The organism is Mesorhizobium sp. B2-7-3 (assembly GCF_006440715.1).
In the GTDB taxonomy this organism is placed as follows: Bacteria; Pseudomonadota; Alphaproteobacteria; order Rhizobiales; family Rhizobiaceae; genus Mesorhizobium; species Mesorhizobium australicum.
This window is the reverse complement of record NZ_VFTY01000008.1, coordinates 159399-182680: the sequence shown is the minus strand read 5'-3', so window position 1 is coordinate 182680 and position 23282 is coordinate 159399. Positions and strand designations below refer to the sequence as shown.

Sequence of the window (23282 nt, the reverse complement as noted above, 5' to 3'; positions counted from 1 at the left end):
GGTAGCGGCAATGAGTTCTGTCCTGTACCAAAGTGTAGTCAAGAACTACGGCGCGCTGAACGTCTTGCGCTCGCTTGACCTCGCAGTCCCCGACCACATGTTCCTGGCCCTGCTCGGTCCTTCGGGTTGCGGCAAGACGACGGCGTTGCGCATCCTTGCCGGTCTCGACATGCCGAGCGCCGGCAAGCTCTTCATCGGTGAGCGTGACGTAACCCGGCTGCAGCCGCGCGACCGCGACATCGCCATGGTCTTCCAGAGCTATGCGCTCTATCCGCAGATGACCGTCGCTGAGAACATCGGCTATCCTCTATGGATTCGCGGCATGCCGGATGCCTCGCGCCGCGCCAAGATTGACGAGGTCGCCGCGGTCCTTGAGATCGGCCACCTGCTCGATCGCCGGCCGCGCCAGCTTTCGGGCGGGCAGAGGCAGCGCGTGGCGCTTGCGCGGGCCATCGTTCGCGATCCGGCCGCTTTCCTGATGGACGAGCCGCTGTCGAACCTTGACGCACGCCTGCGCCTGACCATGCGCGGCGAGATCAAGCGGCTTTGCCAGCGGCTTGGCGCAACAACCCTCTACGTCACGCACGATCAGGTCGAGGCCTTGACCATGGCCGACTTCGTCGCGGTCATGCACGCCGGTGAACTGCAGCAGATGGCGCCGCCGGCCGATATCTACGACCGCCCGGCCAACCGTTTCGTTGCCACCTTCGTCGGCAACCCGCCGATGAACATTCTGCCGGTCGCGCTTGCTGAACAATGCATCGCAGTCGGCGGAGTAATGGTTCCGATACAGGCGCCCCGGCTGGCGACATGCCGCGCTGCCCGGGCGGTCGAGATCGGGCTGCGGCCCGAAGACATGAGTGTTGCAGCACCCGGCACGCGGGCCGCTCTACCCGGCGAGATCTATGTCGTCGAACCGATGGGCAACGAGACCTTGGTCAATGTCCGCATCGGCAGCGGCAATGTCTCGGTTCGTGCCGGCCGCGACTTCCGGGGGGCGGTGGGCGCCAACATCGGGCTCACTTTCGATGTGTCGAATGCATGCTTCTTCAATTCCGCCGGCCTGACGGCCGTCCACAGGGTCAACAGTGATGGAGAGTGAAATGACGCAGTCCAGCATTAGCAGACTTACTCGCCGTTCCGTGCTCAAGGGGGGAATTGGCCTTGCACTTGCCACGACGGCCCTTACCGCCCTCGGCCTGCCTGTCCCGGCGAGCGCCGCTGGCAAGAAGGTGATCATTGGCGCCTTCGCCGATGGCGGCCTGACGCCGTTCAAACAGAAGATCATCCCACTGGCCAAGGATGCTGGCTTCGACATCGAATTCCTCGAGGATGAATACGGCGTAACGCTCGAGAAGTGGTTCGCCGACGCCAAGAACAGCGCCGGCCAGTACGACCTCTATCTTCTCGACGATCCATGGGTGCCGCAGTTCGGCGCCGCCAATGTGCTCGAGGATCTTGGAGCGGCCGGCATCGATGGCGGCGACAAGGACTGGATCGGCTCGATGATCGACATGGGCTACTGGCCGCCTCAGAAAGGCCCGCGCGTGAAGGGTTTTGAAACCGCCGCGCCGGCGCTCATCTGCGTGCCGTTCGTCGGCGATCTGCAGACGCTGACTTACCGCAACGATGTCTACACAGGCGGTGCGCCGAAAACCTGGGACGAGGTCATCGCCAAAGGCAAGGCAGGCGTGGTGGCGGGCAAGATCAAATATCCGGTCGTCTTCCGCGGCGTATCAGGCAATCCGATCGTGACCAGCTGGTACCCGGTCTTCCTGTCGTTTGGCGGTTCCTTCTTCGACGACAAGTGGAACCCGGTCTTCAATTCCGCCCAAGGCAAAGCCTCGGCCGAATTCTTCGTCGGCACCATGAAGCAAAACGCGCCGAGCGGTGTCGTCGAGTTCGACTCGGACCAGGAAGGCGCGGCGATCCTCGGCGGCGAAGCAGGTGCAATCATCCAATATTCCGGCAATGCGCTGAAGGCCGACGATCCGACGCAGACAAAGGTGGCTGGCAAGCTCGATTTCGGCGTAGTGCCGAAACAGACGGCGGCGATCGCTCAGATGGGCATCTTCATTGCCGGCATTCCGAAATCGGCGCCCAACAAAGCCAACTCGATCGAGTTCCTGAAATGGTATGTCAGCGCCGACGTCCAGGCCAAGCTGTCCGAAGCAGGTTCCATCCCGGTCAAGCGGAGCGCCTTCGGCGTCGCCAAGCCCGGCAACCGGCTGATCCCCGTCGCCTTGCAGCAGCTCGACGCTGGCGCGCTGCCGAGGCCGCGCACGCCAGATTGGGCCAAGGTTGAGGAACTGCTCGGCATCGAGCTCAACAAGGCGCTGCAGGCTGGCTCGGGAGGCGGGGCCGCATTGGACACCGCCGCCAAGCAGGTCAAGGATTACCTGTCGTCAGTCGGCTATTACTGATGCCAAATCGCGGGGCGCAGAACCGCAAGTACCGTCTGCAGGGGGCGGGGTTCGACCTTGCCCTCCCTTATCTCATGCTCGCGCCAGGCGTGCTGATCGTGCTCGGCGTGCTCGTCTATCCCTTGTGGGACGGCCTGCGCGCCAGCACCAAGGCCTATCGTTATGGCTCGGTGGTCGCCGATGCCGGCATGGGGAACTATATAAAACTGTGGAGCGATCCCCAGTTTTTGAATTCGCTTTTGGTGACGGTCAAATTCGTCGCCCTGGCGGTCACCTTCGAGGCAATTCTGGGCTTTGCCCTGGCGCTGTTTTGCCTGCGCGAATTTCGCGGCATTCGCCTGCTGAGAACCATCCTGATTATCCCGATGGTGATAACGCCGGTCGTGGTCGCCATCGTCTTCCGGCTGATCTATGCCAGCGACGCGGGCATGCTGACGGCAGTCTCCGAGTGGATGGGCGGCGGCCAGGTGCAAATTCTCGGAGATCCCGTCAAGGCGTTCATCGGCCTTGTCGTGCTCGACGTCTGGGAATGGACGCCGCTGATGTTCCTGATCCTTTTGGCCGGCCTGCAGTCGCTGCCGCATGAACCCTTCGAGGCCGCTCGCGTCGACGGCGCTGGCGCGTGGCGGGTGTTTGCCGATCTTACCTTTCCTATGATGCGGCCCGTGCTGGCGATCGCCATCGTGCTGCGAACGATTGAGGCCTTCGGCACGTTCGACCAGGTGTTCGTGCTCACCCGGGGCGGGCCGGGCGAGGCGACGCGGCTGGTTTCGATCTATGGCTACGACACCGCCTTCAAATTCCAGCAGACGGGCTATGCGGCCGCGCTGTTCGTCACTATCGGGCTCGTCGTGCTTGCGCTGGCCCTGAGCGCCGTGCGGCTTCTGCGCAGGGTCGATGCGTCATGAACAATCGTCTGGCGCGGATCGGGTTGATGAGTGCCGTATTGGCCATCGTGCTCTTGCCCGTCTACTGGCTTGTCTCGACATCGCTTAAATCCAATCGCGAGATCACCCAGGAAGGCACACTCTATCCACACGGTCCGACGCTGGACAATTATATCAGGTTGTTCACCGATAAGCAGTTCGGCGCCTATCTGACCAACTCGCTGGTGGTGACGTTCTTCTCCGTGACGATCGCGTTGCTCGGCGGCACCCTTGGCGCCTATGCGATCGCCCGCTTCCGCCTGCCTTTCATGATGGAGCGCAAGGTCGGGCTGTTCCTGCTGACGCTGCGCATCGTGCCCCCGGTCGTGATCCTGATCCCGGTCTATCTGCTGATGCTCAAGCTCGGCCTGCTCGACAGCTGGTTGGGTTTGATCGCCACCTACACCGCCTTCAACATCACCTTCTGCGTCTGGATGATGGAGAGCTTCTTTCGGGAGATCCCCGTGGATCTCGAGGAAGCCGCCATGGTCGATGGCGATTCCCGCTTCGGTGCGTTCCGGCGCATCACGCTGCCGCTGGCAGCTCCCGGCCTCGCGGCGACCGCCATCTTTGCCGTGCTTGTCACTTTCAACGAATTCCTGTTCGCCCTGGCGCTGACGGCCACGCCTCGCGCGATGACGATGCCGCGCGGCACCGCCACGCTGATCGGCCGCATCGACACCGACTGGGCCTCGATGTCGGCCGCCGGCGTTATCGGCGCGTTGCCGATCGTCGTCTTCGCGCTGCTGGTGCAGCGCCACCTGGTTCGCGGACTCACCATGGGAGCCGTGAAATGACGACCCGGCTGGGCAGCCGCTCACGTCAATCAGTCGCTGTCCCGGCCAGGCTGACGGCCGCCCCGGCACCATGCTGCCTTTTAGGAAAATCAAAGAGATGATCGATGTCTGTCTGTTCGGAGCGGGCCTTATCGGCCAGGTACATGCGGCCAACCTCGCGCGCCACCCCCGCGTGCGCCTGCGCTACATCGTCGATCCGAACCCCGAGGCTGCATCGAAGGTTTCGGCCCTGACAGGGGCCGAGATCGCCGACACCCAGACTGTGATGAACGACCCATCAATCGGCATGGTGTTCATTGCTTCGGCGACGAGAACGCATGCCGACCTGGCCATGGCCGCGGCCGCCAGCGGCAAGGCGATCTTCTGTGAAAAGCCGATCGATCTCGATCTCCAGCGCACCGATCAATGTCTGGCGGCTGTCGAGAAGTCAGCTGTGCCCTTTCAGATCGGATTCAACCGTCGGTTCGACCCGAGCTTTCGGGCGCTGAAGGCGCGACTTGCGCAAGGCGAGATCGGTGCCGTCGAACAGGTCATCATCACCAGCCGGGATCCGGAGCCGGAAACCGAGGAAGCGCTGGCGGGAGGAGGGGGGGTCTTCCGGGAGATGACCATTCACGACTTCGACATGGCACGAAACCTGTTGGGCGAGGAGCCGGTCGAGCTCTTCGCGACCGGGTCGTCGCTTGTCGCGCCGCAATATGCCAAGCTGGGGGACTACGATACCGCGATGTTCGTGCTGCGCACGGCGTCGGGCCGGCAATGTCACATCAATAACAGCGTCAGGGCCGCCTACGGCTACGACCAGCGCGTCGAGGTGCATGGCGCGGACGGGATGCTGAGGGCCGGCAACAGGGTGCCGACATCGGTCGAAATGTCAGGCGCAAAGGCGATATCGCGCGACAAGCCCTACTACTTCTTCGTCGAGCGCTATGCCGAGTCCTACGCGGCCGAGATCGATCATTTCATTACCTGCGTTGAAACGGGGCGACGGCCCGACGTCACGGCAAGCGACGGCCGCAAAGCGATGATCCTATGCGAGGCAGCGCTTGCCTCCGCCAAGTCGGGCCGGTTCGAGACCGTCAGGTTTTAGATCAACCGAAATGAGGAGCTTCCGATGAAGATCGGCATGATTACGGACAGCCTCGGCGACCTCTCATTCGACGAGATGTTAGCCGCCTCCGCCGAGCTTGGGCTTCAGACATTGGAGTTCGCGTGCGGAAACTGGTCGTCGGCGCCCCATATCGACCTGCAAGCCATGCTCGCGAGCGCTGCCGCGCGCAAGGAGTTCGTCGCCAAGATCCGGGATCACGGGCTGACGATTGCAGCGCTCAATTGCTCGGGCAACCCACTGCACCCGGGCCCCCAGGGGAAACTCCATCATGGTGTGACACAGGACACCATTCGCTTGGCCGGCCTGATGGAGATCGACCGTGTCGTCATGATGTCAGGCTTGCCGGGCGGACCGGGCGACGCCAACCCGAACTGGATCATCACCGATTGGCCGCCGGAATGCCTCAAGATCCAGCGCTATCAGTGGGAGGAGCGGATCATTCCCTACTGGCGCGACCTCGTGGCGTTTTCAAAGAACCTTGGCATTCACAAGCTATGCCTGGAACTGCATGGCCATCAGGCCGTGTACAATGTCCAGACATTGTTCAAGCTGCGTGACGCTGTCGGAGAGACGGTCGGGGCCAACTATGATCCCAGTCACCCGCTGTGGATGGGGGCGGATCCGATTGCCGGCATTCGCACGCTCGGCTCGGCCATCTACTATGTCCACGCCAAGGATACCCGGGTCGAGCCCATCGTCGCAGCCATCGACGGCACGCTGGACCCGCGCCCACCACAACTCTATGCCGAACGAGCGTGGAATTACATCACACTAGGATACGGTCACGGTGAGACCTGGTGGCGGCAGTTCTGTACCGCTCTCAAGCAGGTTGGCTACGACGACGTCTTGTCAATTGAGCACGAGGACATGATGCTGACCCCGATGGAAGGTATGCGAAAATCCGTTGCGCTGCTGCGCAACGTCGCAATCAACCTGTCTTAATCGGCGACTTGGCGAAGTTGGCTGCAAGCGCATCGGGCGCGCCCCCGTCATTGGAGCTGACCGCGATGGCAGCCCGGGTTGGATGGCTTGCCGAACGCAATGCCGCGACTGAATACGTCATCCTTGGCCACGGGGTCACTGCCGGTGTGGACAATGAACGGCACGCCGCGAACTACGAGCGTCTTTGCCAAGGCGGAGCATTCTCCGTCCTTCAACGAGACATCCAGCACGGCGGCGTCTGGTCGGGCTGCCGCCAAAAAGGTTTCACCTTCCGCACATGACGCCAGCACAACCGCGTTGAAGCCACCGTCATTCAGCGCGGCCTCGATATCGAAAGCGATAAGGGCCTCATCTTCCAGGATGAGGACGACGGGTTTTTCCGAAGGCATCCGTATCAGGCAGGCAGGGGTTGGCTAATCGAGTTCTGCACAGTCTTTGGTTGCCATTTTTCCCGTATGCCCCCCATAACAAATGGTGGTATCCAGTCGCAGACAAGGAAGATGATGGTCGTTTCCAGCCGAGCGCGGCTGCGGAAGCCATCGGGCCAATGCACGTCGGGAGTAATCGCCGACCGCTCCGGCAGGGGATCGCTTGCACCAGCCTTGCAGGCGCGCGGATCGGGCCAATGACAATTGCCGCGTTGAGGCCGCTCCGGCAGTGCTCGGCTCCCGGCGACCTCATGCGTGACCGAAGCGGCACGATCCCTTACCGCGCCGGAATCGAGGCGGCAAGGGCAGCAAAATTGGACAGCACTGCCAAAGCACGCCGCACTGGCTTCACCTCAGGCTGCTTTCCTGATGACTGCCTTGAACGGGTGATCCATGGTGAAGGCGTCTGGACGCACCCCCCGTTCAACCTGGCCCCATGTCACAGGGTGTGCGATGGGAAATCCGAGGCGTGCTCGTGGAGAGAACGCGCCCACGGCCGTGTTGCCTCTCCCGTTGCGAAGGTAATCGATGAAAATACGTCCCGTTCTTGCCGCCGGGGCAGCAGACAGGAGGTAGCGGTGGGGATGAGCGTCAGCGAGGCACCGGGCAAGCGATTTGGCGAGTTGCCGGGCGTTGTCGTGGGTCATCTTTGTCTCAAGAGGGGCCATCAAATGGATGCCCTTGCCACCGGTGACCTTGGCCCAACTCTTCAGACCTGAAGCCTCTAGGATGTCACGTAGCGCCAGCGCCGCTTCGATCACCTGCTCCCACTCGACGCCCTCGCCAGGGTCGAGGTCCAGCACGACGCGGTCGGCCCGCTCGATGTCGTCGATGGTGGCGTTCCACGGATGAAGTTCGATAGCATCCATCTCGACCAGCCCGAGTAAACCGGCGAGATCATCCACCCACACCCGCACGCCCTCCCCACCCTCGCGCTTCTGGACGCGCAGCTGATGCACGGCGCCCGGCACATCGGGCAAGGGGCCCTTGTGATAGAACGTGGTCCCGCTCGCGTGGCGGACCAGCTTCAGTGGTCGGTGGCCGAGATGGACCAGCGCTTGCTCGGCAACCTGTCCCCAGTAGTGCATAAGGGCTTCTTTGGAAGGCGAGATCGCGTCCGGCAGCAGCTGAAGAACGTTCTCACGGGGAACTGCGTCTCCCTCGGCCCTGTTCCGCCGCTTCGACGGGGCGAGCGGCTTTGCGGGCATCGTGACGAGATCTTCGCGAAGGCCTTTGAATACTGCTTCGCGCAAGATGCCGCGGTCGGTGACGCCGCTGAACTGCACCTCGGCCAGAACGTCCGGCCTAACCCAGGTGGCCTTGGGCTTGTCGATCGGCTCCGACAATGGCGGCTTGTCGACAATCAGCGAGTCCAGTCGCTCCCGGAGCTGTCGCGCGATGCTCAAGCTGTAGCCGCTCTGGGCTTTGCCGGCATAAAGCAGCCGGTCGCCTTCACGCCTGCCGATGTAGAGCGAGGCGATCCGGCGCGGTTGAGCGCCAAGCTTCTCGACGAAAGCCACGACAGGAAAGGTGTCGCTCTTGATGCATTTGACCTTGACCCAGCTTGTCTGAACGCCGGAGCGATAGGGGGAATCGGCAAGCTTTGACACTATGCCTTCCAAGCCCATACGGCAGGCGTGGGCGAACATATCCATGCCGCTCACCTCGAGATGTTCTGCATAGGTTAGCGTCGGCGCTGAACCCATGAGCAGCTTCTCCAAGGCCGCCTTGCGCTTCAAAAGCGGCTGCTGCCGAAGATCGCTGCCGTTGAGATGAAGCAGGTCGAACGCATAGAAGATAAGCCTCGGCGAGGCCGGATTGCCTAGCTCCCGTTCCAAGGCCTGGTAGTCAGGGAGCCCGGTCTCGCCAAGAACGACAGCCTCGCCATCAATGATCGCGGACTTTGCCGGTAGGCTCGCGGCGGTCTCAACGATTCGCTTATACCGATGTGACCAATCGTAACCCCGGCGCGTGAAGGCTCGCGCTGTTGCACCCTCCACAATGAGTTGGGTCCGGTAGCCGTCATACTTGATCTCGTGAAACCAGCTGCCGCGGTCAGGAGCTTTCTCGACCAGCGTTGGCGATTGGAACTCGATGAATGACAGGCGGTATTCGGTCTTGCTCATGCGCACGCGAACTCCTGGAATCGGAGTCAAAACGTGGGACCGCGATGAGTTCCGATAATTTTAGCGAAATTGCATATATCCGGGATGGCGATGTGCCTGCTGACAGACACGTCGCGCGTCTATCCCTATCCTCACAGTTTAACCCAAGGCGCTTTGTACCGTGCGATAGGTCGTGGTAGACCATCCCAGAAGCGGATCAGTTGATCTGAAAAGCTGTTGACGTTGTGGTCTCAGATGCCGTGGCTGCCGCCGCCTCGTCCAGCTCTCGCCGGTTTTCATCCTATTCGTCGCCGGACTGGCGCGTCGGCTCCGCGGCGATGTAGCGACCCCGAACAAGCCTGCCGGGCAGGGCACGCGCGGCCCCTTGTCGCGCAGGGCCTTTTAACGGTCCAGAAGTGTTCATCGCTTATAGCGATCTCATGAAACTGCTGCGACATTTTGCCGAACCGACCGGTCGTCTCTTCCTGATGCGAACGGCTTTGCCCGTCATTGGGCTGACACTGCTCATTGCAGCAGCCGCGACAGGTCTATTGCTTTGGTCCACGATCCAGACTGACCACGTTGCCGCGGCGCGGCAGAAAAGTCTGGTTGGACTGATCACGTCCAAGCTGGAGAGCGCAGTAGCGCACGACCAGGAGAGCGTCACGGTTTGGGACGACGCGGTCAACGCACTGCGCAGCGGCGATGCGAAATGGCTCGATACCAATCTCGGCAGCTGGATGCACACCTATTTCGGTCACGACCAGGCTTATATTCTCGATGCCAATGATGCGCCGGTCTACGCGTTCACCGATGGGTCGACAGCTGACCCGGGCAGCTACCGCGCCATACGCGCGACCACCACGCCCCTGGTCCAGACTTTGAGGGCAAGGTTGAAACGAGGCGATACCGAAGGTGTGACGGAACAGGTGCTCACCATAGGCGCCTCCGATCTGGCCGTTGTCGCCGGCCATCCCGCGGTCGTCAGCATCAAGCCCGTGGTTTCCGACAGTGGCCGCATCGCGCAGGTGCCAGGCCAGGAATTCCTGCATGTGGCCGTTCGCTATCTCGACGGCAGTTTTCTCACCGCCTTGCGCCAAGACTATCTGCTCGATGGCGCGCGGTTCTCCTGGGCCGATAAGCTTGCGTCCGGAGAGGCTTCCTATCCCGTTGTCGACCGATCTGGAACTATCGGCTTCTTCGTTTGGCGGCCGTACCGGCCCGGAGCATTTGTCCTCTTTCAACTCGTGCCCGTTCTCGTCCCCTTGTTCGGCCTGGTGCTGGCGGGCGTCATCATGGCCCTCGTCGGCTTTCGCAGGCGGACACTAAAGCTGATCGAAACCGAGGATCGGATCTACCACCTCGCTCATAACGATCTGCTTACCGCGCTGCCCAATCGCGGTCAGTTCAACGAGCGTCTGGCAGATGCATTGGCGCGCCTGCCGTCGACGGGCGAGCAGCTCGCGGTTCTTTACCTCGACCTCGACCGCTTCAAGCAGGTCAACGACAGCTTTGGCCATCCAGCGGGTGACGAATTGCTCAGGGAATTCGCCGACCGGCTAAGGCGGCTGACGACTGAAGGAGACACGGTGGCGCGTCTGAGCGGCGATGAATTCGTCATCATTCAGCGTTCGGTCGGCGGCGAGGATGAGGTCAAGGCGCTGTGCGAGCACTTGATCGAGTCCGCCCGTCGGCCGTTTCAGGTCGCCGGGATCCAAGTCTTTGTCGGCGTGAGTGTCGGCGTGGCGGTTGCACCCAAGGACGGGTTGGACACGGTCGAGTTGGTGCGGAAAGCCGACGTGGCGCTCTACCATGCCAAAGCGGGGGGCCGCAGCAGCTACGCCTTCTTTGGGCATGAGATGGATCGGACGCTGGCGATGCGCAAAGGCATGGAACAAGACCTGCGCAACGCGCTGGATGCAACCGGTCGGATCCAGGTCCACTATCAGCCCCTATACGACGCTGACACAAACCGGATGACGGGTGTCGAAGCGCTGGCCCGCTGGTCTGATCCGGAGCGGGGCTGGGTTGCACCGGATTTGTTCATACCGCTATCGGAGGAAACCGGTCTGATTGAAAAGCTTGGCGAACTGGTTCTCAGGCAGGCGTGCCTTGACGCGGCGGACTGGCCCATCGAGACCTTGGCGGTGAATGTGTCGGCCCTGCAGCTGAATAATCCCAGTTTCGCCATGCGGGTGACCAGTATCTTGTTGGAGACGCACATGGACCCGCGGCGGCTCGAAATCGAAGTTACCGAAAGCGCTCTGTCGGAGCGCCGGAGCGAATGCCGAAACAACATCGAGGCTCTGCGCAGCATCGGGGTGCGCTTTGCACTCGACGATTTCGGCACCGGCTTCTCCTCCTTGGGAAGACTGCAGACGCTGGAAGTCGACAGGATCAAGATCGACCGAAGCTTCGTGCAGGGCTTTGGTCGTTCCAACGGTGACGAGGCCATCGTTCAGGCGATTATCAACCTGGCCCGTGCGACGGGACTTAGTACAACTGCCGAAGGGGTCGAGACCGAAAGCCAATGCGATTACCTGCGCGAGCTCGGCTGTGACCAGCTCCAAGGCTTTCTACTGTCGAGGCCACTGCCCAAGGGGGAGCTTCAAGAGCTTCTCGGGGTCGTGTCAGCGCGCGCCTCTGCATAGGAAGCCCAGCCGGGCCGAGCCATAGAAGGCTGACCAACGCGCAGCGCAGCGTTCCGGCAATCGATACGGCACTCCTGGCCGGGGGTAGTCTGACCCGCGTCCCGCCTGCGGCGGCGCCATGCTGACGCTCCTTAGGCTACCCTTTTAACCGGTCTCGTCGTTGCAGTCGGTCCCGCGTCGCGCCTGCGGCGCCGCAAGGGCTGACGCTCCTACGGCTGCCCCTTGCATCAGTTGGCGCTGGCGAGCCCGAGGTGACCGACCTCGCTGGACGCCGCTGGCAGCGCGTAGCCGATCCGTTGAACTTGAGGAGCGGCCGAGGAGTCGGTGCTGCGCATTGGCGACGGGACAACGAGGTTGCTGACGTTCTGCATGGTTCGACACAGAAGCGAGCCGCCTGTCTCTAAAAACGCAATTCGGCTGGCCGCCATGTAACCGACCCTCAGCAGCCCTGGACCTTCAGTGATTTGACCATGCGAATGATAAGCGGATCATAAGGGACCTTCTCGGTGCGAGCATAGTTGACGGTAAACAATGCAGCTCTGTTCCGGCAAATCTTGATAGCCCGGACATAAAGGATCTGGCCCTCCTTCACTCCTGAATAGCTGGCCCATTGCGGCGTCACTCGCTTATAGGTCACCTTCCAGCCGTCGTTCTCGTTCACGGCAATGCGATGCTCGATCTCGGTGCGAAAGCTTGCCTTGCCGAGTTGCGCCCCCCAGACGGCAAGAAATGCTTTGTGTCGGCCTTCGAAGGCTGCCCCTTGATCGGTGCGTTGGGCAAGTACAAACCCCGGGGGAACGTCGAATACGAACCCGAGATGCTTGATGCCAAAGCCCTCCCATTGCGCCGCACCCAGCAGTGTTGTGGGGATCATCATGGCGCCCAAACTGAGCAGAAAAAGGGGGAGACGTTTCATGGGGTTAATCCTGTCGTCGTGTGGCCTGCGCCTGACAGCGCAGGCCGGCCTGGCGGAGGGCAGCCACCCGCGGCTCCAAAGCCAGCGGACCTTTTCAAATCTGACTTGGCGCTCTTTGTTCCATTAGGAATCAAGAATATGCCGGGCACCCGCGTCGGGGCCTAATGGCGCGCGCCAGTTACAGGTAGCGCTGCCGGCCGGCACCGGCAGCGGCCGGGTTGCCGCGCTGCGCCAAGGTGACCGCTCCAGGAGCCACGGATCGCGCCTCGACGAAAACGGACATATCCACACTGTGTGCGTTGCTGACGAGAAGTGCTGCCGAAATCATTGGTCATCGCTGCCGCTTGCGTGCTGCGCCCGGCAAGGGAAGCGGCGCCGCGGTCTCGTCTGCCTCGCAAACCCGGCACAAATGCGCATCACGCCCGCGCCCTTGCCTGCCTTGCTCTTCGCGGCCTCCGGTCCCTGTCCAGAGAATATTGGGCGGACTCGAAACAGGGAGCGCGACAAGGTGCGCGAGCGAAGATGGAAAAAGTAAAGCTTGAAGAGCTGAAGGACAAGGTGCCCTGCGCCGCCGTGCTTGAGCACGCGGGCTTCGCCCTCGATCTCAAGGAAAGCACGCGCAAGGCGATGAAATATCGCCGCGACGCATCAATAATCATTGTTATCCACGAGGGCAAGGGCTGGTTCGACCCGCTCTCGGATGCCAAGGGAGATGTCTTCGGGCTGCTTGAGCATCTCGAGGGCATTCCCTTCGTCACGGCGATCAACGAAGTCGCGGACCTCGTTGGCATCGCGGTTACCGCGCCGGTGTGGCAGCGCAGCTTCCGTCAGCGGCAGCCCGAACTGTCGATAGCGGCTCGCTGGCAGGCCCGGCGCAAGCCATGGCTCGGATCGGCGACTTGGCGCTACCTGCGAGACGGTCGCCATCTCCCCGAGCCGATTCTGCGCGCCGCGGTTATGGCCGGTCTCCTGCGCGAGGGGCCGCATGGCAGCATGTGGGCGGCGCACACTGATGCAGATGGCTCCGTCACCGGCTGGGAAGAACGTGGACTGCACTGGCGCGGCTTTGCCACCGCCGGTGCCAAGGTACTGTTCCGCTTCGGCCGCCCGGAGGCGTCCCGCCTCTGCGTCACCGAGGCGGCCATCGACGCCCTAAGTCTCGCTGCGCTGGAACAGCTTCGTCCCGACACTCTGTACCTCAGCACGGCCGGTGGCTGGTCGCCGGGTACGCACGCAGCGATCCACGCGCTTGCTGTCAGGGCAGGTGTCCAACTCGTCGCCGCCACCGACAACAATGCCCAGGGCGAGATCTATGCCGGCAGGGTTCTAGCGCTCGCCGAGGCGATCGGATGCAGCGCCGAGCGGCTGCGCCCAGAATTAGACGACTGGAATGCCGACCTGACATGAAGGCGCAAAAGGATGGGGAGGAGCGGTCTTGACCCCTCCGGTCGCGGTGGCAGCCGCAGGAAGCTGTCCGGAAGGGCTGAAGAAGATGGTGAGCCATAGGGGATGTGCCTGCATGAAGCCGGCCATGAGCCGCGGAGTGGTCGCGATCCGGGTCCGCCGCACTTGCTCGCCAGGCCCAGCTCTGCGCTCCACCGCCATCGAGCGCCCCGAGATCGGTGCGGGTCTTCGACCGGCCCGGCGACTATGTCGAACTCGTTCATATCGGCCCCGCGTCGCGCAGCCGCCAAGCATGGCTCTTGGAGCTTGGCTATCCGATTGGGTGACCAAAGCGTCTCGTCGGGTTAAGCCGCGCCGTCGAGGCGGAGTTGCGGGGCCCGTTCACACCCTTCCTGGCGGAGCGGCAGCCGGAGATTGACGCGTTGCCGCGGCTAGCTGGCGCGGCGGACAAGCAATCGCCAACAGTTGTCGACCTGCAGGGCGAGGCGGGGATATCTGCGAGCAGGTGGAGCGATGCAGTTGTTCGCGCGAGACCTGGCGCGCCGCCGGCGATACCGCATCCGGCAAGCACACCGGCACCGTCTTGGTAAGGGTGCTCGCGGCACGATGGGACAGGTCCAGCCCGCTGGTCAGGCACATGGTCTTGAGCGCCTGTCCTTCCCTTTCCGTTTCGATAACTAGGCCCGTGCCGGTCCTCCCCGGGCTTGAAGCGGTCCTGAACCGGCGGTCGTTCACTTCAAGGCCGCGTTCCGCGCCGCGCGGCGGCCGGAGCGATCCAGTCTCGGCATAGCAGCCCCGCGTCCCGCGCGACGGCTGGGAAGGAGCCCTGCTTGGCCGCAAACCTGCCCTGCTCGCCTCGGTCCACCCGGACCTTGAAGCGAACGCCGCTCGGCCGGTTCTGTGGGTCCGCGCCCGAGGGCGGGCCGGCACGGAGCCGGTCTGCGCTTCGGAAACCGAAGAAAGGATGTGTCATGATCAAGAAAGCTGCCAATCCTCGCTCTACCGCTCGCGTGGTGCCGCTGCGCAAGGCAACCACCTTGCAGATGGTGCGGTTCGCCTGCCCCGATGCCGCGCAGTGCTCTCTCGTTTCCGAGAGCTTCGGCCTGCCTGTCCTCGACAGCGACGGCATCCGCGACCTGCACGAAAAGCTGATCGTCGACACCGCAGCAGCGCTGGACGAGGGGCTTGGCGAGCGCGCCATGCAGATCCACCTGCAGCGCGTCGTCGGGGCCTTCGTCGGGTCCGCCTACGGCGCCGGCCAGTTCTACAGCCGAGCGGTCTCCCAAGCTCGCGACGCAACCGCCAAGTCCGCCTGTGACGATCGGGACGAAGATGTCGGTGGTCCCGTTGGTTTCGACAGCGCCGCCCAGCGCCAGCGCGAGTTCGCTGCGGACATGGCACTCCAGGCCCACGCTTTGCGCATGGCCGCCGAGGGGGCCATCATCGCCTATGAGCACGTTGTTGGCGAGGTCTGGAAGCCTTTCGAGCGGTCGGTCGAGAACTCTGGCCCCACAGTCGACCGCAAGGCGGCCGAGCTGCAGATGGCAGCTCTCGGGTAGGCGCCTTCAGGGCGGGGCTCTGCCCCGCTCTTCGCTTGCCGCGCCCCAACTTCTCCCGCCTGCCTCGGCGGGGGAGGTCTACTGAACCCGGGACCCGCCAACTCAACGGATGTTCCTAGGGCGACCCGTTGGCTCGAGTGTTGGTGGCGCATGCGGATTTGCCTCAAGGATCGATAAAGATGGGCCAGGCACTACACAGCCGTTGAGAGATCACGTTGCCGCCGCAATTCCAACGCTGCTCAGCTTGGGTCCGGCAGGTCGCCCGGCCGCGCCAAATGTCCGACAGAATGGCCGCCGCGGTCACGCTGCCGATCCATGGAGCCGCCTTCAGGCCAGTGACATCGGATGCGACCGAGCACTGCCGGCCCGGACTTGAGCAATCCAATCCCGCTCTTTCGTGATGGCTTTCCTGGTGCGGCGCGGTCTTCCACGATCAACCCGCAAGGGGTCCGCTAGCAAGCTGCGGCCGCTCGGCTGTCGCCTCGCGATGATCGCGCCCGCCGCCGCACCCCGACGCAGCCATTGAGCGGGGATTGGCCCGCTCCAAGATGGAGCCCTCAGATGTCGCACGATCTCACTCTTGCCCAGAAGGCCGCCTGGCATCTCGCCCGCACCCTCATGGCCCCAGTCGTTCTCTTCCAGGTCGACGCCGAATTCGGCATCCTGCCCGCCGACGAGCTCGATGACGCAGAGGTCGAAATCCTCTGCGAATACGATCCCTACCGGGGCGGCCGTGCGATTCGCTGAGCCGACCCTTCTTGCGAGACGTATCGAGGCGGCGCCCAGCGCCGCCTCTTTCGCGCCCCGTCTTTCCCGCGGTCCTGGCGCAGCAAGACAGTCAGCGCAACGGCTGCGCCGTCCTTCGCTGGCGCTATGGCCCTGCGGGTGCGCTGCCCGTCTTCCTTCGCCACCGGCGGACCGTGACGGGGCCGCGATCGGCGCGGCCTCCAAAACCAGAGGTTCAGAGAGATGAGCAGAAAAGGGCCGCGCGTCGACATCTATGCGCGGATCACCGATCGGATTGTCGCCGATCTCGAGAGGGGCGTCCGCCCCTGGATGCAGCCATGGCACTGCGCCACCGCCGTCGGTCGGGTGACCCGACCGGTACGGCATAACGGCATGCCCTACAACGGCATGAACGTGTTGTTGCTGTGGTCAGAGGCAATCGCGCGGGGCTTCTCCAGCCCGATGTGGATGACCTTCAAGCAGGCGCTCGAGCTCGGCGGGGCGGTGCGCAAGGGAGAGTCGGGCACCCTGGTGGTCTTCGCAGGCCGCCTCACCAAGACGCAAATCGACGCCTCGGGCGAGGAGTTCGACCGCGAGATCCCGTTTCTCAAAACCTACAGCGTCTTCAACGCCGGCCAGATCGAGGGTCTGCCCGACCAGCTTTATGAGCGGGTTGAGCCGGTTCGTGAGCCGGTCGAGCATATCGTTCACGCCGACCGCTTCTTTGCCAACACCGGTGCGGTCATCCGACACGGCGGCGATCGCGCTTACTTTTCGCCTGCGACCGACCATATCCAGATGCCGCCGCTCCAAGCCTTCCGCGATGCGGCGGCCTATGTCGCGACGCTCAGCCACGAGGCCACACATTGGACATCGGCGCCGCAACGGGTGAACCGCGACCTCAGCCGGTATGCCAAGGATCGCAGCGAGCGGGCGCGGGAGGAGCTCATTGCCGAACTTGGCAGCTGCTTCCTTTGCGCGGATCTGGGCATCGCGCCGGAACTCGAGCCGCGGCCGGATCACGCGAGCTATCTCGCCTCCTGGCTTCAGGTCCTTGCCAGCGACAAGCGGGCGATCTTTTCCGCTGCCGGTCATGCACAGCGAGCCGTCGCCTTCCTGCACGATCTTCAGCCCGCGCCCTCAATGCCACCGGACTGAGCCATCGCTTCGCGGCCCCTCCGAGATACCCGCATTATCACGGTCACACTTGCCGGGCCTCAGGATCGCGCCTGGATATTGGACATAGCATCGCCAGCGGTGGTTTTGGCCTCGCCGAGGGTCCTCTGCTCCACGCAGTTACCAGAGGAGCGTCCACTACGGCCTTTCTTGGTGGCGTATCTCACACCGCGTCCAGCTGCTGCGCAGCCCGACTTCGATCCCGCAACAGCCATGCCGACCTTCTTCCCCGCCGTGCTGCGCGCGGCTTCCTCGCGCGCCAAGAAGCTCGGCGCTGCGCTGCCTTCCACTCGCGTTTTAGCCCTGCGGGTGCGGGCCGGTCGCGTGGTGCCCTGCGATCGCCATCAAGGCCGCGATGGTCGCGACCTGATACAGCAAGGAGAAAACCCATGGCTCAGATCGGCACTTTCACTCGCAACGAAGACGGCTCGTTTGTCGGAGTTATCAAGACGCTCAACCTCAACATCAAGGCCCGCCTGATCGAGGCCGAGAAGGAAAGCGATAAGTCGCCCGACCTTCGGGCCCTCGCAGGGACCATCGAGATTGGCGCCGGCTGGAAGAAGGCAGCCAAGGAAACCGGCCGAGAATACCACTCCGTCAAGCTTGATGATCCAAGCTTCCCCGCTCCGATCTACGCGAGCCTGGTCGAGAATGACGAGGGATACGCTCTCATATGGTCGCGCTGAGGCGGCCACGCATTGGACGCGGCGCTCCCCCGGGGCGCCGCGATCCTGCGAAGGGACAAGGCGAGAACTCCGGCGGCGAAAGCTCGACCGCAAGCCTGCTCATCCGACGGGTCGCGAGCCCTTTGTGGCGAAGGGTCACCCACGGCGCTCAAGCCAACAGGGTCCCCGACGATCCCGGGGCGTCAGACGATCGTCGCTTCAGCGGCCCAATGCGCCAACCTGTTGGGGACAAGGAGGGGCAGGTTTTCGCTGTTCCGTTCTCGATGGCCTGGCACCGGCAACCGACCGCGCAGCGCCCGCCGAACAGGCCGGGCGCTTGGCGCAAAGGCGAGGCATGAGGTCATTTGGAATTGGGCGCAGCATCGATGCGCCACGCCTGCCTGCTTACTTCGTGCCAGGGGTCGTGATGATCTTCTGTGATGCCTTGCCGGCAAACGGCACCGGCTGGCACGCCGGATCGGGCGCACCTGCCGGGGATACCTCATGGGGATTGCCCGAATATCCCCGATTGGACTTTTGCGCGGCCAGCCGCGACAGCGCCGCAGCTGCTTGCAGGCAATCGTCGAAAAACTCGACTTCTGACGCCCACGTGTGCCGATGCGGCCCCATTGCCGTACAAGGGACACGTCACCGAACAGCGTGGGTTGCAATGCCATGACATAGTACCGCGCCATGTTGCGGGCACTGTCTATGCGCCGCAGGAACAGTGGATGGGTCGCGTGCTTCATGCATCGGATTATCTGCGTTCGCCCAAATACCGTCCAATGCATTTTCTGAATCGGTGGTTCGAGACCGATTCAAAACTTTGATCGAATAGCGGGCTTTCGGGCCGGGCCAGTTGCGGCCGGCATGAGCACGTTGCCGCCGGCCGGGAATCGGGGACAGGGCGCGGCGATCGCATCATCGATCGCCCGGATCGTCTCCGGCATTTGCGCCGGCGAGACCCTCGACAAGGTTCAACAGGCCTGATGCCGACGAAGCCGGCATATCAAGCACACGCAAAATCAGTTTCAGCTTATCGTCAGCTTCTTGCCGGTTCTGGCCGAAAAAATGCGGGGCAGCAAAATGGATCATTTCGATCGGTGAGCAGTCGAGAATCTCGCAAACATGGATGAGTCTCGTCGCATGCAGCTTCGAAAAGGCCCGCTCATAGCGTGCAAAGATAGTCTCATGCAGGCCGACCATGGTTCCCATCTGGGCGCGATTGAGCCTTCTGGCTTCGCGGCGTTCGCGCACAAACCGACCGAAGGCCTTCTCCATATCGCCGAAGCTCCGTACGCCTTCGAAGCCGGGTTTCCTGTAGACCGGCTTTTCGGATTCGGCGTCTTCCGTTTCGGTGAGTGCGTGCTCGTGAATGTATTTCTGAAGGTCCTTGATTGCCATTTCGAGGGCTTTTGCCAGCTCCTGTGCGTGTCGAGAAAGCACATCGATAGGACGTGCCTTTCCACCTCAAATTGCCCGATGTGAGAAAAATCAGAGCCAACTTGACCGCGAGTCTAGCAGGGGAGGGGTCTGACATCAAATTCCGCGATCCGCCAGGGAAGAACCACGTGGCTGGAGTTATAGGCCTAGCTCGTCCAAATACTTGACGATCGCCGCTTCCACGATTGCCTGCATCGTTGTGTCGTCATGGAAGGCTGCCAGTTTCAAGCGGCGCTTGGTTGGCCGGTCGAGGTTCACATTGACAAAGCAGCTTTGCCCCTTAACGCGCTCTCGTTTCATCCGGCGCAAGGCTTTTCGGGCCTCCTGTCGAAGGTCGCTCCGGTTCGGCGACGTGCGGTCTGAGTTAGGGTCAGTGCTGACTAGATCCGACGCACGATCTTCATCACCTCTCACCGCTTGCTTCCTGGCAGCGAGCGCGAACTCGTCGAGCGACAGGGTTTCCCTGCCGCTCATCAAGCGGGCCCCGCTTCTGTGCCGGAGCTCAGCAGTGCATCGATTTCGCTCACGATCTCTTGGGTCTCGCGCCGCGCTTTGGCGACAGCCTCGGACAGCGTCTGCATCTGGAGAGTGCCGATGCCGTTTTGAATGTCCTTGTAGACGTTACGCTCCATAACCTCGGTACGAAACAGATAGGTTCCGACCTTGTCCTCGATGATTGGCCTAATCTTGCGGTAGAGCTCTGTCTGGCGAACCGTCATCGAGATGCGGGTTCGCAAAACACCATGCCGGCATGCGCTGGCGCGAGCCTCGTTGATCCTGAGTACGGAGTGAAAGCAGTCGATCGCGCCAAGGACCTCGCGTTTAGACGGCTGCACAGGAGATATCACCAGGTCGGACCAACCAATCACCGGATCGATCGTAGAAATATCCTCTCCAGGCGTGTCGATGAGGAGGTAATCGAAACGGTGGCCATGGCGCTCAACGAACGCGTCCAAGGACTTGGCGGTCTTGTGGCTGAAAACGCTGATGCCTTCCGGCTGCGCGTTCTTGTCGTGGCACTCGCTCCACCATTTGGTCAGATTGCTTCTCCCGTCCATGTCGACCATGGCCACGGCTGAACCGCGCAGTGCGTACTCGCCAGCAATGTTCATCAAGGCGGTGGTCTTGCCGGCGCCCCCCTTGCCATTGATGGCGGAGATCACGACAGGCATGAGCGAGCTCTCCTCATAAACGTGTGTTCCTACATCCACTTGAATCCAGATCTGTTCGAAAGTGGATCAGTGGACAGATGGATTTCCATCAATATAGAAAAACATAGTCAAAACTACAAGAAAAATCAGTTAAATTGCGGTAAACAGGAAAATTCGATGTCAAAGCGGTTGGCAGGATACGCAAAAACGTGATACGTTTTTTCTGACGATCGAGGGACTGGCCCTCGATCCGCGGCTTCGGCCGCGAACAAGGCAGAAGCGTAATGACGAGAGCCGGCGCAGCTATCGCAAGACGGCCGCCGAGGCGGGAGAGGGTCGCACATATCCGGTTCGCCCCGGATGAGCTTGCCGTCATGAAATCGGCCGCGAATGGCGCCGGCATGTCAGTGTCCGCCTTCATCCGCACACTCGCCTGCGAGGGTGCGGGCATCCGCCCGTTTCTCAATGATGCCGATCGCGCGATCCTACAACTCCTCGCCGCGGATCTGAGTGCTGTTGCCAATGGCCTCAATCAAGCCGTACGCGCGCTCAACACGGGGCGGTTAAGCACGGTTTCGGATATCGCCGCAGCTGCCGATGATGCCCGCGCAATTTCATTGACGGTCGCTGCAGAGCTGTCCCAGATGACGAAACGCGCCGGCGCGGCGCGGCGCTCGGGGGCTGGCTAATGGAATTTTTCCTGGGGGCTTTCGAACGGGAGTGGGAACGGCGTCGCGCAGCGCTGCTTCATGAAATGCAGCGGGGGCGCGACGCGCATGAATGTGACTGGCGGCGAAGGGGCGGGGTGGCGTTGGCACCAGACGAAACGGTAAAGCGAGGGGACAGGGCGCGCGCCGGCCACAATGCCAGCGCGCGTTCCTGTCGCACCGGAGCTGTCGCGCCGAACCGATCGATGCGTCAACGGTTCACAGCCGTGGCTCAAGGGAGCCAGCCTGCGGTGGTCAAGCTCACGTCCTATGGTCGTGGAGCGCGTATGGGTGCGATGGTGAGCTACGTCTCCCGGAATGGCGAACTGGCCGTAGAAACCGACAAGGGCGAGCAGATCATCGGCAAGGCGGGCCTGCTGCAACTTCGCACCGAATGGGAGCATCTTTTTGATAATCGTGCCTCGAGCCGGGACGTAGGTCTGTTCCAGGTGACGGTGAACTTAAAGGCAAGCGATCGCGAGCATGACCAAATCGTTCGCCACGTCCTGCGCGCCGCCTTCGGCGAGCGCCGGTTCGTTTATGCAATCGAGCAAGCGGATGGCGAGCGTTTGCGGGTGCAGGGGGTCCTGCTCCTGCGCGGGCCGGATGGCGAGCGCCTGACCGGCGACGCGAAGGCCGCGGCAATCGCCCAAGAGCGGTTGAACAGGAGCAAGATCGGCAGCGACGTCCAGGCACGGGTTCTGTTCCACGGTCACGGCAATGGCGTTGCCTTCGCAACGAGCCGGATTCGCCAAATGGTGGAGCGCTTCGAAGGGCGGGTCCGTGATGATACGGACAGCCATATCGAGACTGTCAAACAAGCCGGCGATCTCGTCCAGAAAGACTGGCGCAAGCAGATGCAAAGCCGCACAGGACGCGACATCATGCATCTGGTCGCCTCGGCGCGCGCGGGCACCGATCAAGCTGCATTTCGAGATGCCGTGCGGGAGTTCCTTGGCGATCAATTCCCCGGGCATCGGTATGTTTATGCCATGCACGATCCGTCTGACGATCCAAAAGTGGCAGGGCAGGGTGGCAAGCGGCCCCATGTCCACGCCCACGCGATCGTCACCATGCGTGCGGAGACAGGAGAACGCATCGAGACGAGCCCGCGGGAGTTTCGGGAATGGCGCTCACTGATGGCTGAGAAGGCCCGGGAGCACGGAATCCGCATGGAGCTGACCGACCGCCGCGAGTTTGCAAGTGCGCCGGCCTATGCTCGTACTCAGGTGCGTCCTGTCAGCTATGTCGGCAGAAGCGAGCATGAGGGCACCAGCCAGCCGGCACAGGCACGCTATGCAGCCAAACGTTCCAATCTCCGTCACGCGGCGAGGTCCATCCGCAGTACCAAATACGTGACGGAAGTTGGTCAGGCATGGAGCGCAATTGCGCGCGATAGCCAAGATAAGAAGGTGGCCGAGTTCGCCGCAGATCAGCTCGAACGAATCCGGGCCGCGTCACGTTTCACCCAGATCGCGACTGAGAATGAATTCTCTCGGCAAACACCGGACGGGGACGACCCCAAAGCCGTTTTGGCCCGGGAACTTTTTGGAGGCGAGGAAGCTGCCATGCTTGCTATGACACGTCCTGAGTTCGAGGCATACGAAAAGCGGATAGGGACTATTCTGGCGGACATTGAGCGCTCAATCGAGCCATGGGAGCGCAAACAATTCAACGAAGTCGTTGAAGCCGCGCGCGAAGTGATGACCGTCCGGCGGGAAAACCTCCGCATTTCGGAACAACAGCTTGCCGCCAGCGAAGCTGACCACAACACCCCAGTTCGCAGTGGCGAGCTTTCGCAGTTGTTTGAGAGCGGATCTCGAGCCCCTCAAACCACATCGAACTCAAAGCACGAGCCGATTTCAGGGAATGCGCCTGTGGTCCGCAGCCGGGAGGTTGCCCAGGAGGATCGGCTGCGCAGCGCCCATCAAGCTCTTGATCCCCGCGATCTACGTGCGGGTGAAAGGACGGGATTGCCCAGGAAAATAGCGGGTCAACAAAGAGGGCTGCCGGAGCCGAGTTCGCCACGACAGGATCCACACCAGCAATCCGCGCAGCGTACGCCAGGATTGGAGCAGGAAATCGAAGAGAGGCACCCGCGTGACCGCAACGAGCGCGAGCGCTAGACCAATACACCTTCGCGCCTTGTAGA

Annotated in this window: 21 protein-coding genes; 14 read left to right on the top strand and 7 right to left on the bottom strand. The window is 62.3% G+C overall.

Features of this window, described 5'->3' with window-relative positions:
• Positions 1-10: 10 nt before the first annotated feature.
• The 6 genes from FJW04_RS19430 (at position 11) to FJW04_RS19405 (ending at position 6199) form a co-directional block, all read left to right on the top strand.
• Entirely contained in the window at positions 11-1102 is a 1092-nt protein-coding gene (locus FJW04_RS19430; RefSeq protein WP_140661276.1) for an ABC transporter ATP-binding protein, read from the top strand.
• A gap of 1 nt (position 1103) precedes the next feature.
• Positions 1104-2423, top strand: a complete 1320-nt coding sequence (locus FJW04_RS19425) for an extracellular solute-binding protein (RefSeq protein ID WP_181172992.1) — start codon at positions 1104-1106, stop codon at positions 2421-2423.
• A complete protein-coding gene (locus FJW04_RS19420) occupies positions 2423-3331 on the top strand; it encodes a sugar ABC transporter permease (RefSeq protein ID WP_140661274.1) in 909 nt (302 codons plus the stop codon). The genes FJW04_RS19425 and FJW04_RS19420 overlap by 1 nt, the downstream gene beginning before the upstream one ends.
• Positions 3328-4146, top strand: a complete 819-nt coding sequence (locus FJW04_RS19415; protein WP_140620454.1) for a carbohydrate ABC transporter permease — start codon at positions 3328-3330, stop codon at positions 4144-4146. Before FJW04_RS19420 ends, FJW04_RS19415 begins: the two co-directional genes overlap by 4 nt.
• Positions 4147-4243: 97 nt before the next feature.
• Positions 4244-5236: an inositol 2-dehydrogenase gene (gene iolG, locus FJW04_RS19410; RefSeq protein WP_140620452.1), complete on the top strand. Its 993-nt coding sequence runs from the start codon at positions 4244-4246 to the stop codon at positions 5234-5236.
• A 24-nt stretch (positions 5237-5260) separates the two neighbouring features.
• Complete coding sequence (locus FJW04_RS19405; protein ID WP_140716097.1) at positions 5261-6199, top strand: sugar phosphate isomerase/epimerase; 939 nt, start codon at positions 5261-5263, stop codon at positions 6197-6199.
• A gap of 47 nt (positions 6200-6246) precedes the next feature.
• Here FJW04_RS19405 and FJW04_RS19400 read toward each other — a convergent pair whose 3' ends face one another.
• Entirely contained in the window at positions 6247-6588 is a 342-nt protein-coding gene (locus tag FJW04_RS19400; RefSeq protein ID WP_140716095.1) for a response regulator, read from the bottom strand.
• Between the two features lie 392 nt (positions 6589-6980).
• Positions 6981-8753 carry a DNA ligase D gene (gene ligD / locus FJW04_RS19395; protein ID WP_140716093.1) on the bottom strand — a complete coding sequence of 591 codons (1773 nt, stop codon included), beginning with the start codon at positions 8751-8753 and terminating at the stop codon, positions 6981-6983.
• 419 nt (positions 8754-9172) lie between these two features.
• On the opposite strand from ligD, the gene FJW04_RS19390 reads away from it, so the two are divergent.
• Complete coding sequence (locus FJW04_RS19390; protein ID WP_140661270.1) at positions 9173-11383, top strand: EAL domain-containing protein; 2211 nt, start codon at positions 9173-9175, stop codon at positions 11381-11383.
• Between the two features lie 439 nt (positions 11384-11822).
• On the opposite strand, the gene FJW04_RS19385 is transcribed toward FJW04_RS19390, so the two are convergent.
• Entirely contained in the window at positions 11823-12299 is a 477-nt protein-coding gene (locus FJW04_RS19385) for a hypothetical protein (protein ID WP_140620442.1), read from the bottom strand.
• A 522-nt stretch (positions 12300-12821) separates the two neighbouring features.
• On the opposite strand from FJW04_RS19385, the gene FJW04_RS19380 reads away from it, so the two are divergent.
• From FJW04_RS19380 to FJW04_RS19360, 5 genes are all read left to right on the top strand, one after another.
• On the top strand, positions 12822-13706 hold the full coding sequence (locus tag FJW04_RS19380; RefSeq protein ID WP_140716091.1) for a DUF3991 and toprim domain-containing protein: 885 nt from the start codon (positions 12822-12824) through the stop codon (positions 13704-13706).
• 968 nt (positions 13707-14674) lie between these two features.
• Positions 14675-15262 carry a hypothetical protein gene (locus tag FJW04_RS19375; RefSeq protein ID WP_140620438.1) on the top strand — a complete coding sequence of 196 codons (588 nt, stop codon included), beginning with the start codon at positions 14675-14677 and terminating at the stop codon, positions 15260-15262.
• Positions 15263-15823: 561 nt separating this feature from the next.
• Positions 15824-16009 (top strand): hypothetical protein, encoded by a 186-nt coding sequence (locus FJW04_RS19370; RefSeq protein ID WP_140620436.1) that lies wholly within the window; start codon positions 15824-15826, stop codon positions 16007-16009.
• A gap of 222 nt (positions 16010-16231) precedes the next feature.
• Positions 16232-17146: a zincin-like metallopeptidase domain-containing protein gene (locus FJW04_RS19365; protein ID WP_140716089.1), complete on the top strand. Its 915-nt coding sequence runs from the start codon at positions 16232-16234 to the stop codon at positions 17144-17146.
• A 407-nt stretch (positions 17147-17553) separates the two neighbouring features.
• Positions 17554-17850, top strand: a complete 297-nt coding sequence (locus tag FJW04_RS19360) for a DUF736 domain-containing protein (RefSeq protein WP_140716087.1) — start codon at positions 17554-17556, stop codon at positions 17848-17850.
• A gap of 182 nt (positions 17851-18032) precedes the next feature.
• Here the strand turns inward: FJW04_RS19360 and FJW04_RS30660 are convergent, their stop codons facing one another.
• From FJW04_RS30660 to FJW04_RS19340, 4 genes are all read right to left on the bottom strand, one after another.
• Positions 18033-18506: a WGR domain-containing protein gene (locus FJW04_RS30660; RefSeq protein WP_348641987.1), complete on the bottom strand. Its 474-nt coding sequence runs from the start codon at positions 18504-18506 to the stop codon at positions 18033-18035.
• A 244-nt stretch (positions 18507-18750) separates the two neighbouring features.
• The gene (locus tag FJW04_RS19350) at positions 18751-19110 is read right to left on the bottom strand and encodes a helix-turn-helix transcriptional regulator (RefSeq protein ID WP_246671875.1); all 360 of its coding nucleotides are present in this window, start codon (positions 19108-19110) and stop codon (positions 18751-18753) included.
• 300 nt (positions 19111-19410) lie between these two features.
• Positions 19411-19746, bottom strand: coding sequence for a hypothetical protein (locus FJW04_RS19345; RefSeq protein ID WP_140620426.1), 336 nt, complete (start codon positions 19744-19746; stop codon positions 19411-19413).
• The gene (locus tag FJW04_RS19340) at positions 19746-20444 is read right to left on the bottom strand and encodes a ParA family protein (RefSeq protein ID WP_140716081.1); all 699 of its coding nucleotides are present in this window, start codon (positions 20442-20444) and stop codon (positions 19746-19748) included. Before FJW04_RS19340 ends, FJW04_RS19345 begins: the two co-directional genes overlap by 1 nt.
• 353 nt (positions 20445-20797) lie before the next feature.
• Here FJW04_RS19340 and FJW04_RS19335 point away from each other — a divergent pair, with 353 nt between their 5' ends.
• Both FJW04_RS19335 and FJW04_RS19330 read left to right on the top strand, forming a co-directional pair.
• Complete coding sequence (locus FJW04_RS19335) at positions 20798-21112, top strand: plasmid mobilization relaxosome protein MobC (protein WP_224643191.1); 315 nt, start codon at positions 20798-20800, stop codon at positions 21110-21112.
• Positions 21112-23256 carry a conjugal transfer protein TraA gene (locus FJW04_RS19330; protein WP_140716077.1) on the top strand — a complete coding sequence of 715 codons (2145 nt, stop codon included), beginning with the start codon at positions 21112-21114 and terminating at the stop codon, positions 23254-23256. Before FJW04_RS19335 ends, FJW04_RS19330 begins: the two co-directional genes overlap by 1 nt.
• Positions 23257-23282 lie beyond the last annotated feature (26 nt).

Coding starts and splice junctions, on each gene's coding strand:
- FJW04_RS19430 (WP_140661276.1), top strand. CDS start 11: ATGAGTTCTGTCCTGTACCAAAGTGTAGTCAAGAACTACGGCGCGCTG.
- FJW04_RS19425 (WP_181172992.1), top strand. CDS start 1,104: ATGACGCAGTCCAGCATTAGCAGACTTACTCGCCGTTCCGTGCTCAAG.
- FJW04_RS19420 (WP_140661274.1), top strand. CDS start 2,423: ATGCCAAATCGCGGGGCGCAGAACCGCAAGTACCGTCTGCAGGGGGCG.
- FJW04_RS19415 (WP_140620454.1), top strand. CDS start 3,328: ATGAACAATCGTCTGGCGCGGATCGGGTTGATGAGTGCCGTATTGGCC.
- iolG (WP_140620452.1), top strand. CDS start 4,244: ATGATCGATGTCTGTCTGTTCGGAGCGGGCCTTATCGGCCAGGTACAT.
- FJW04_RS19405 (WP_140716097.1), top strand. CDS start 5,261: ATGAAGATCGGCATGATTACGGACAGCCTCGGCGACCTCTCATTCGAC.
- FJW04_RS19400 (WP_140716095.1), bottom strand. CDS start 6,588: ATGCCTTCGGAAAAACCCGTCGTCCTCATCCTGGAAGATGAGGCCCTT.
- ligD (WP_140716093.1), bottom strand. CDS start 8,753: ATGAGCAAGACCGAATACCGCCTGTCATTCATCGAGTTCCAATCGCCA.
- FJW04_RS19390 (WP_140661270.1), top strand. CDS start 9,173: ATGAAACTGCTGCGACATTTTGCCGAACCGACCGGTCGTCTCTTCCTG.
- FJW04_RS19385 (WP_140620442.1), bottom strand. CDS start 12,299: ATGAAACGTCTCCCCCTTTTTCTGCTCAGTTTGGGCGCCATGATGATC.
- FJW04_RS19380 (WP_140716091.1), top strand. CDS start 12,822: ATGGAAAAAGTAAAGCTTGAAGAGCTGAAGGACAAGGTGCCCTGCGCC.
- FJW04_RS19375 (WP_140620438.1), top strand. CDS start 14,675: ATGATCAAGAAAGCTGCCAATCCTCGCTCTACCGCTCGCGTGGTGCCG.
- FJW04_RS19370 (WP_140620436.1), top strand. CDS start 15,824: ATGTCGCACGATCTCACTCTTGCCCAGAAGGCCGCCTGGCATCTCGCC.
- FJW04_RS19365 (WP_140716089.1), top strand. CDS start 16,232: ATGAGCAGAAAAGGGCCGCGCGTCGACATCTATGCGCGGATCACCGAT.
- FJW04_RS19360 (WP_140716087.1), top strand. CDS start 17,554: ATGGCTCAGATCGGCACTTTCACTCGCAACGAAGACGGCTCGTTTGTC.
- FJW04_RS30660 (WP_348641987.1), bottom strand. CDS start 18,506: ATGGCATTGCAACCCACGCTGTTCGGTGACGTGTCCCTTGTACGGCAA.
- FJW04_RS19350 (WP_246671875.1), bottom strand. CDS start 19,110: ATGGAGAAGGCCTTCGGTCGGTTTGTGCGCGAACGCCGCGAAGCCAGA.
- FJW04_RS19345 (WP_140620426.1), bottom strand. CDS start 19,746: ATGAGCGGCAGGGAAACCCTGTCGCTCGACGAGTTCGCGCTCGCTGCC.
- FJW04_RS19340 (WP_140716081.1), bottom strand. CDS start 20,444: ATGCCTGTCGTGATCTCCGCCATCAATGGCAAGGGGGGCGCCGGCAAG.
- FJW04_RS19335 (WP_224643191.1), top strand. CDS start 20,798: ATGAAATCGGCCGCGAATGGCGCCGGCATGTCAGTGTCCGCCTTCATC.
- FJW04_RS19330 (WP_140716077.1), top strand. CDS start 21,112: ATGGAATTTTTCCTGGGGGCTTTCGAACGGGAGTGGGAACGGCGTCGC.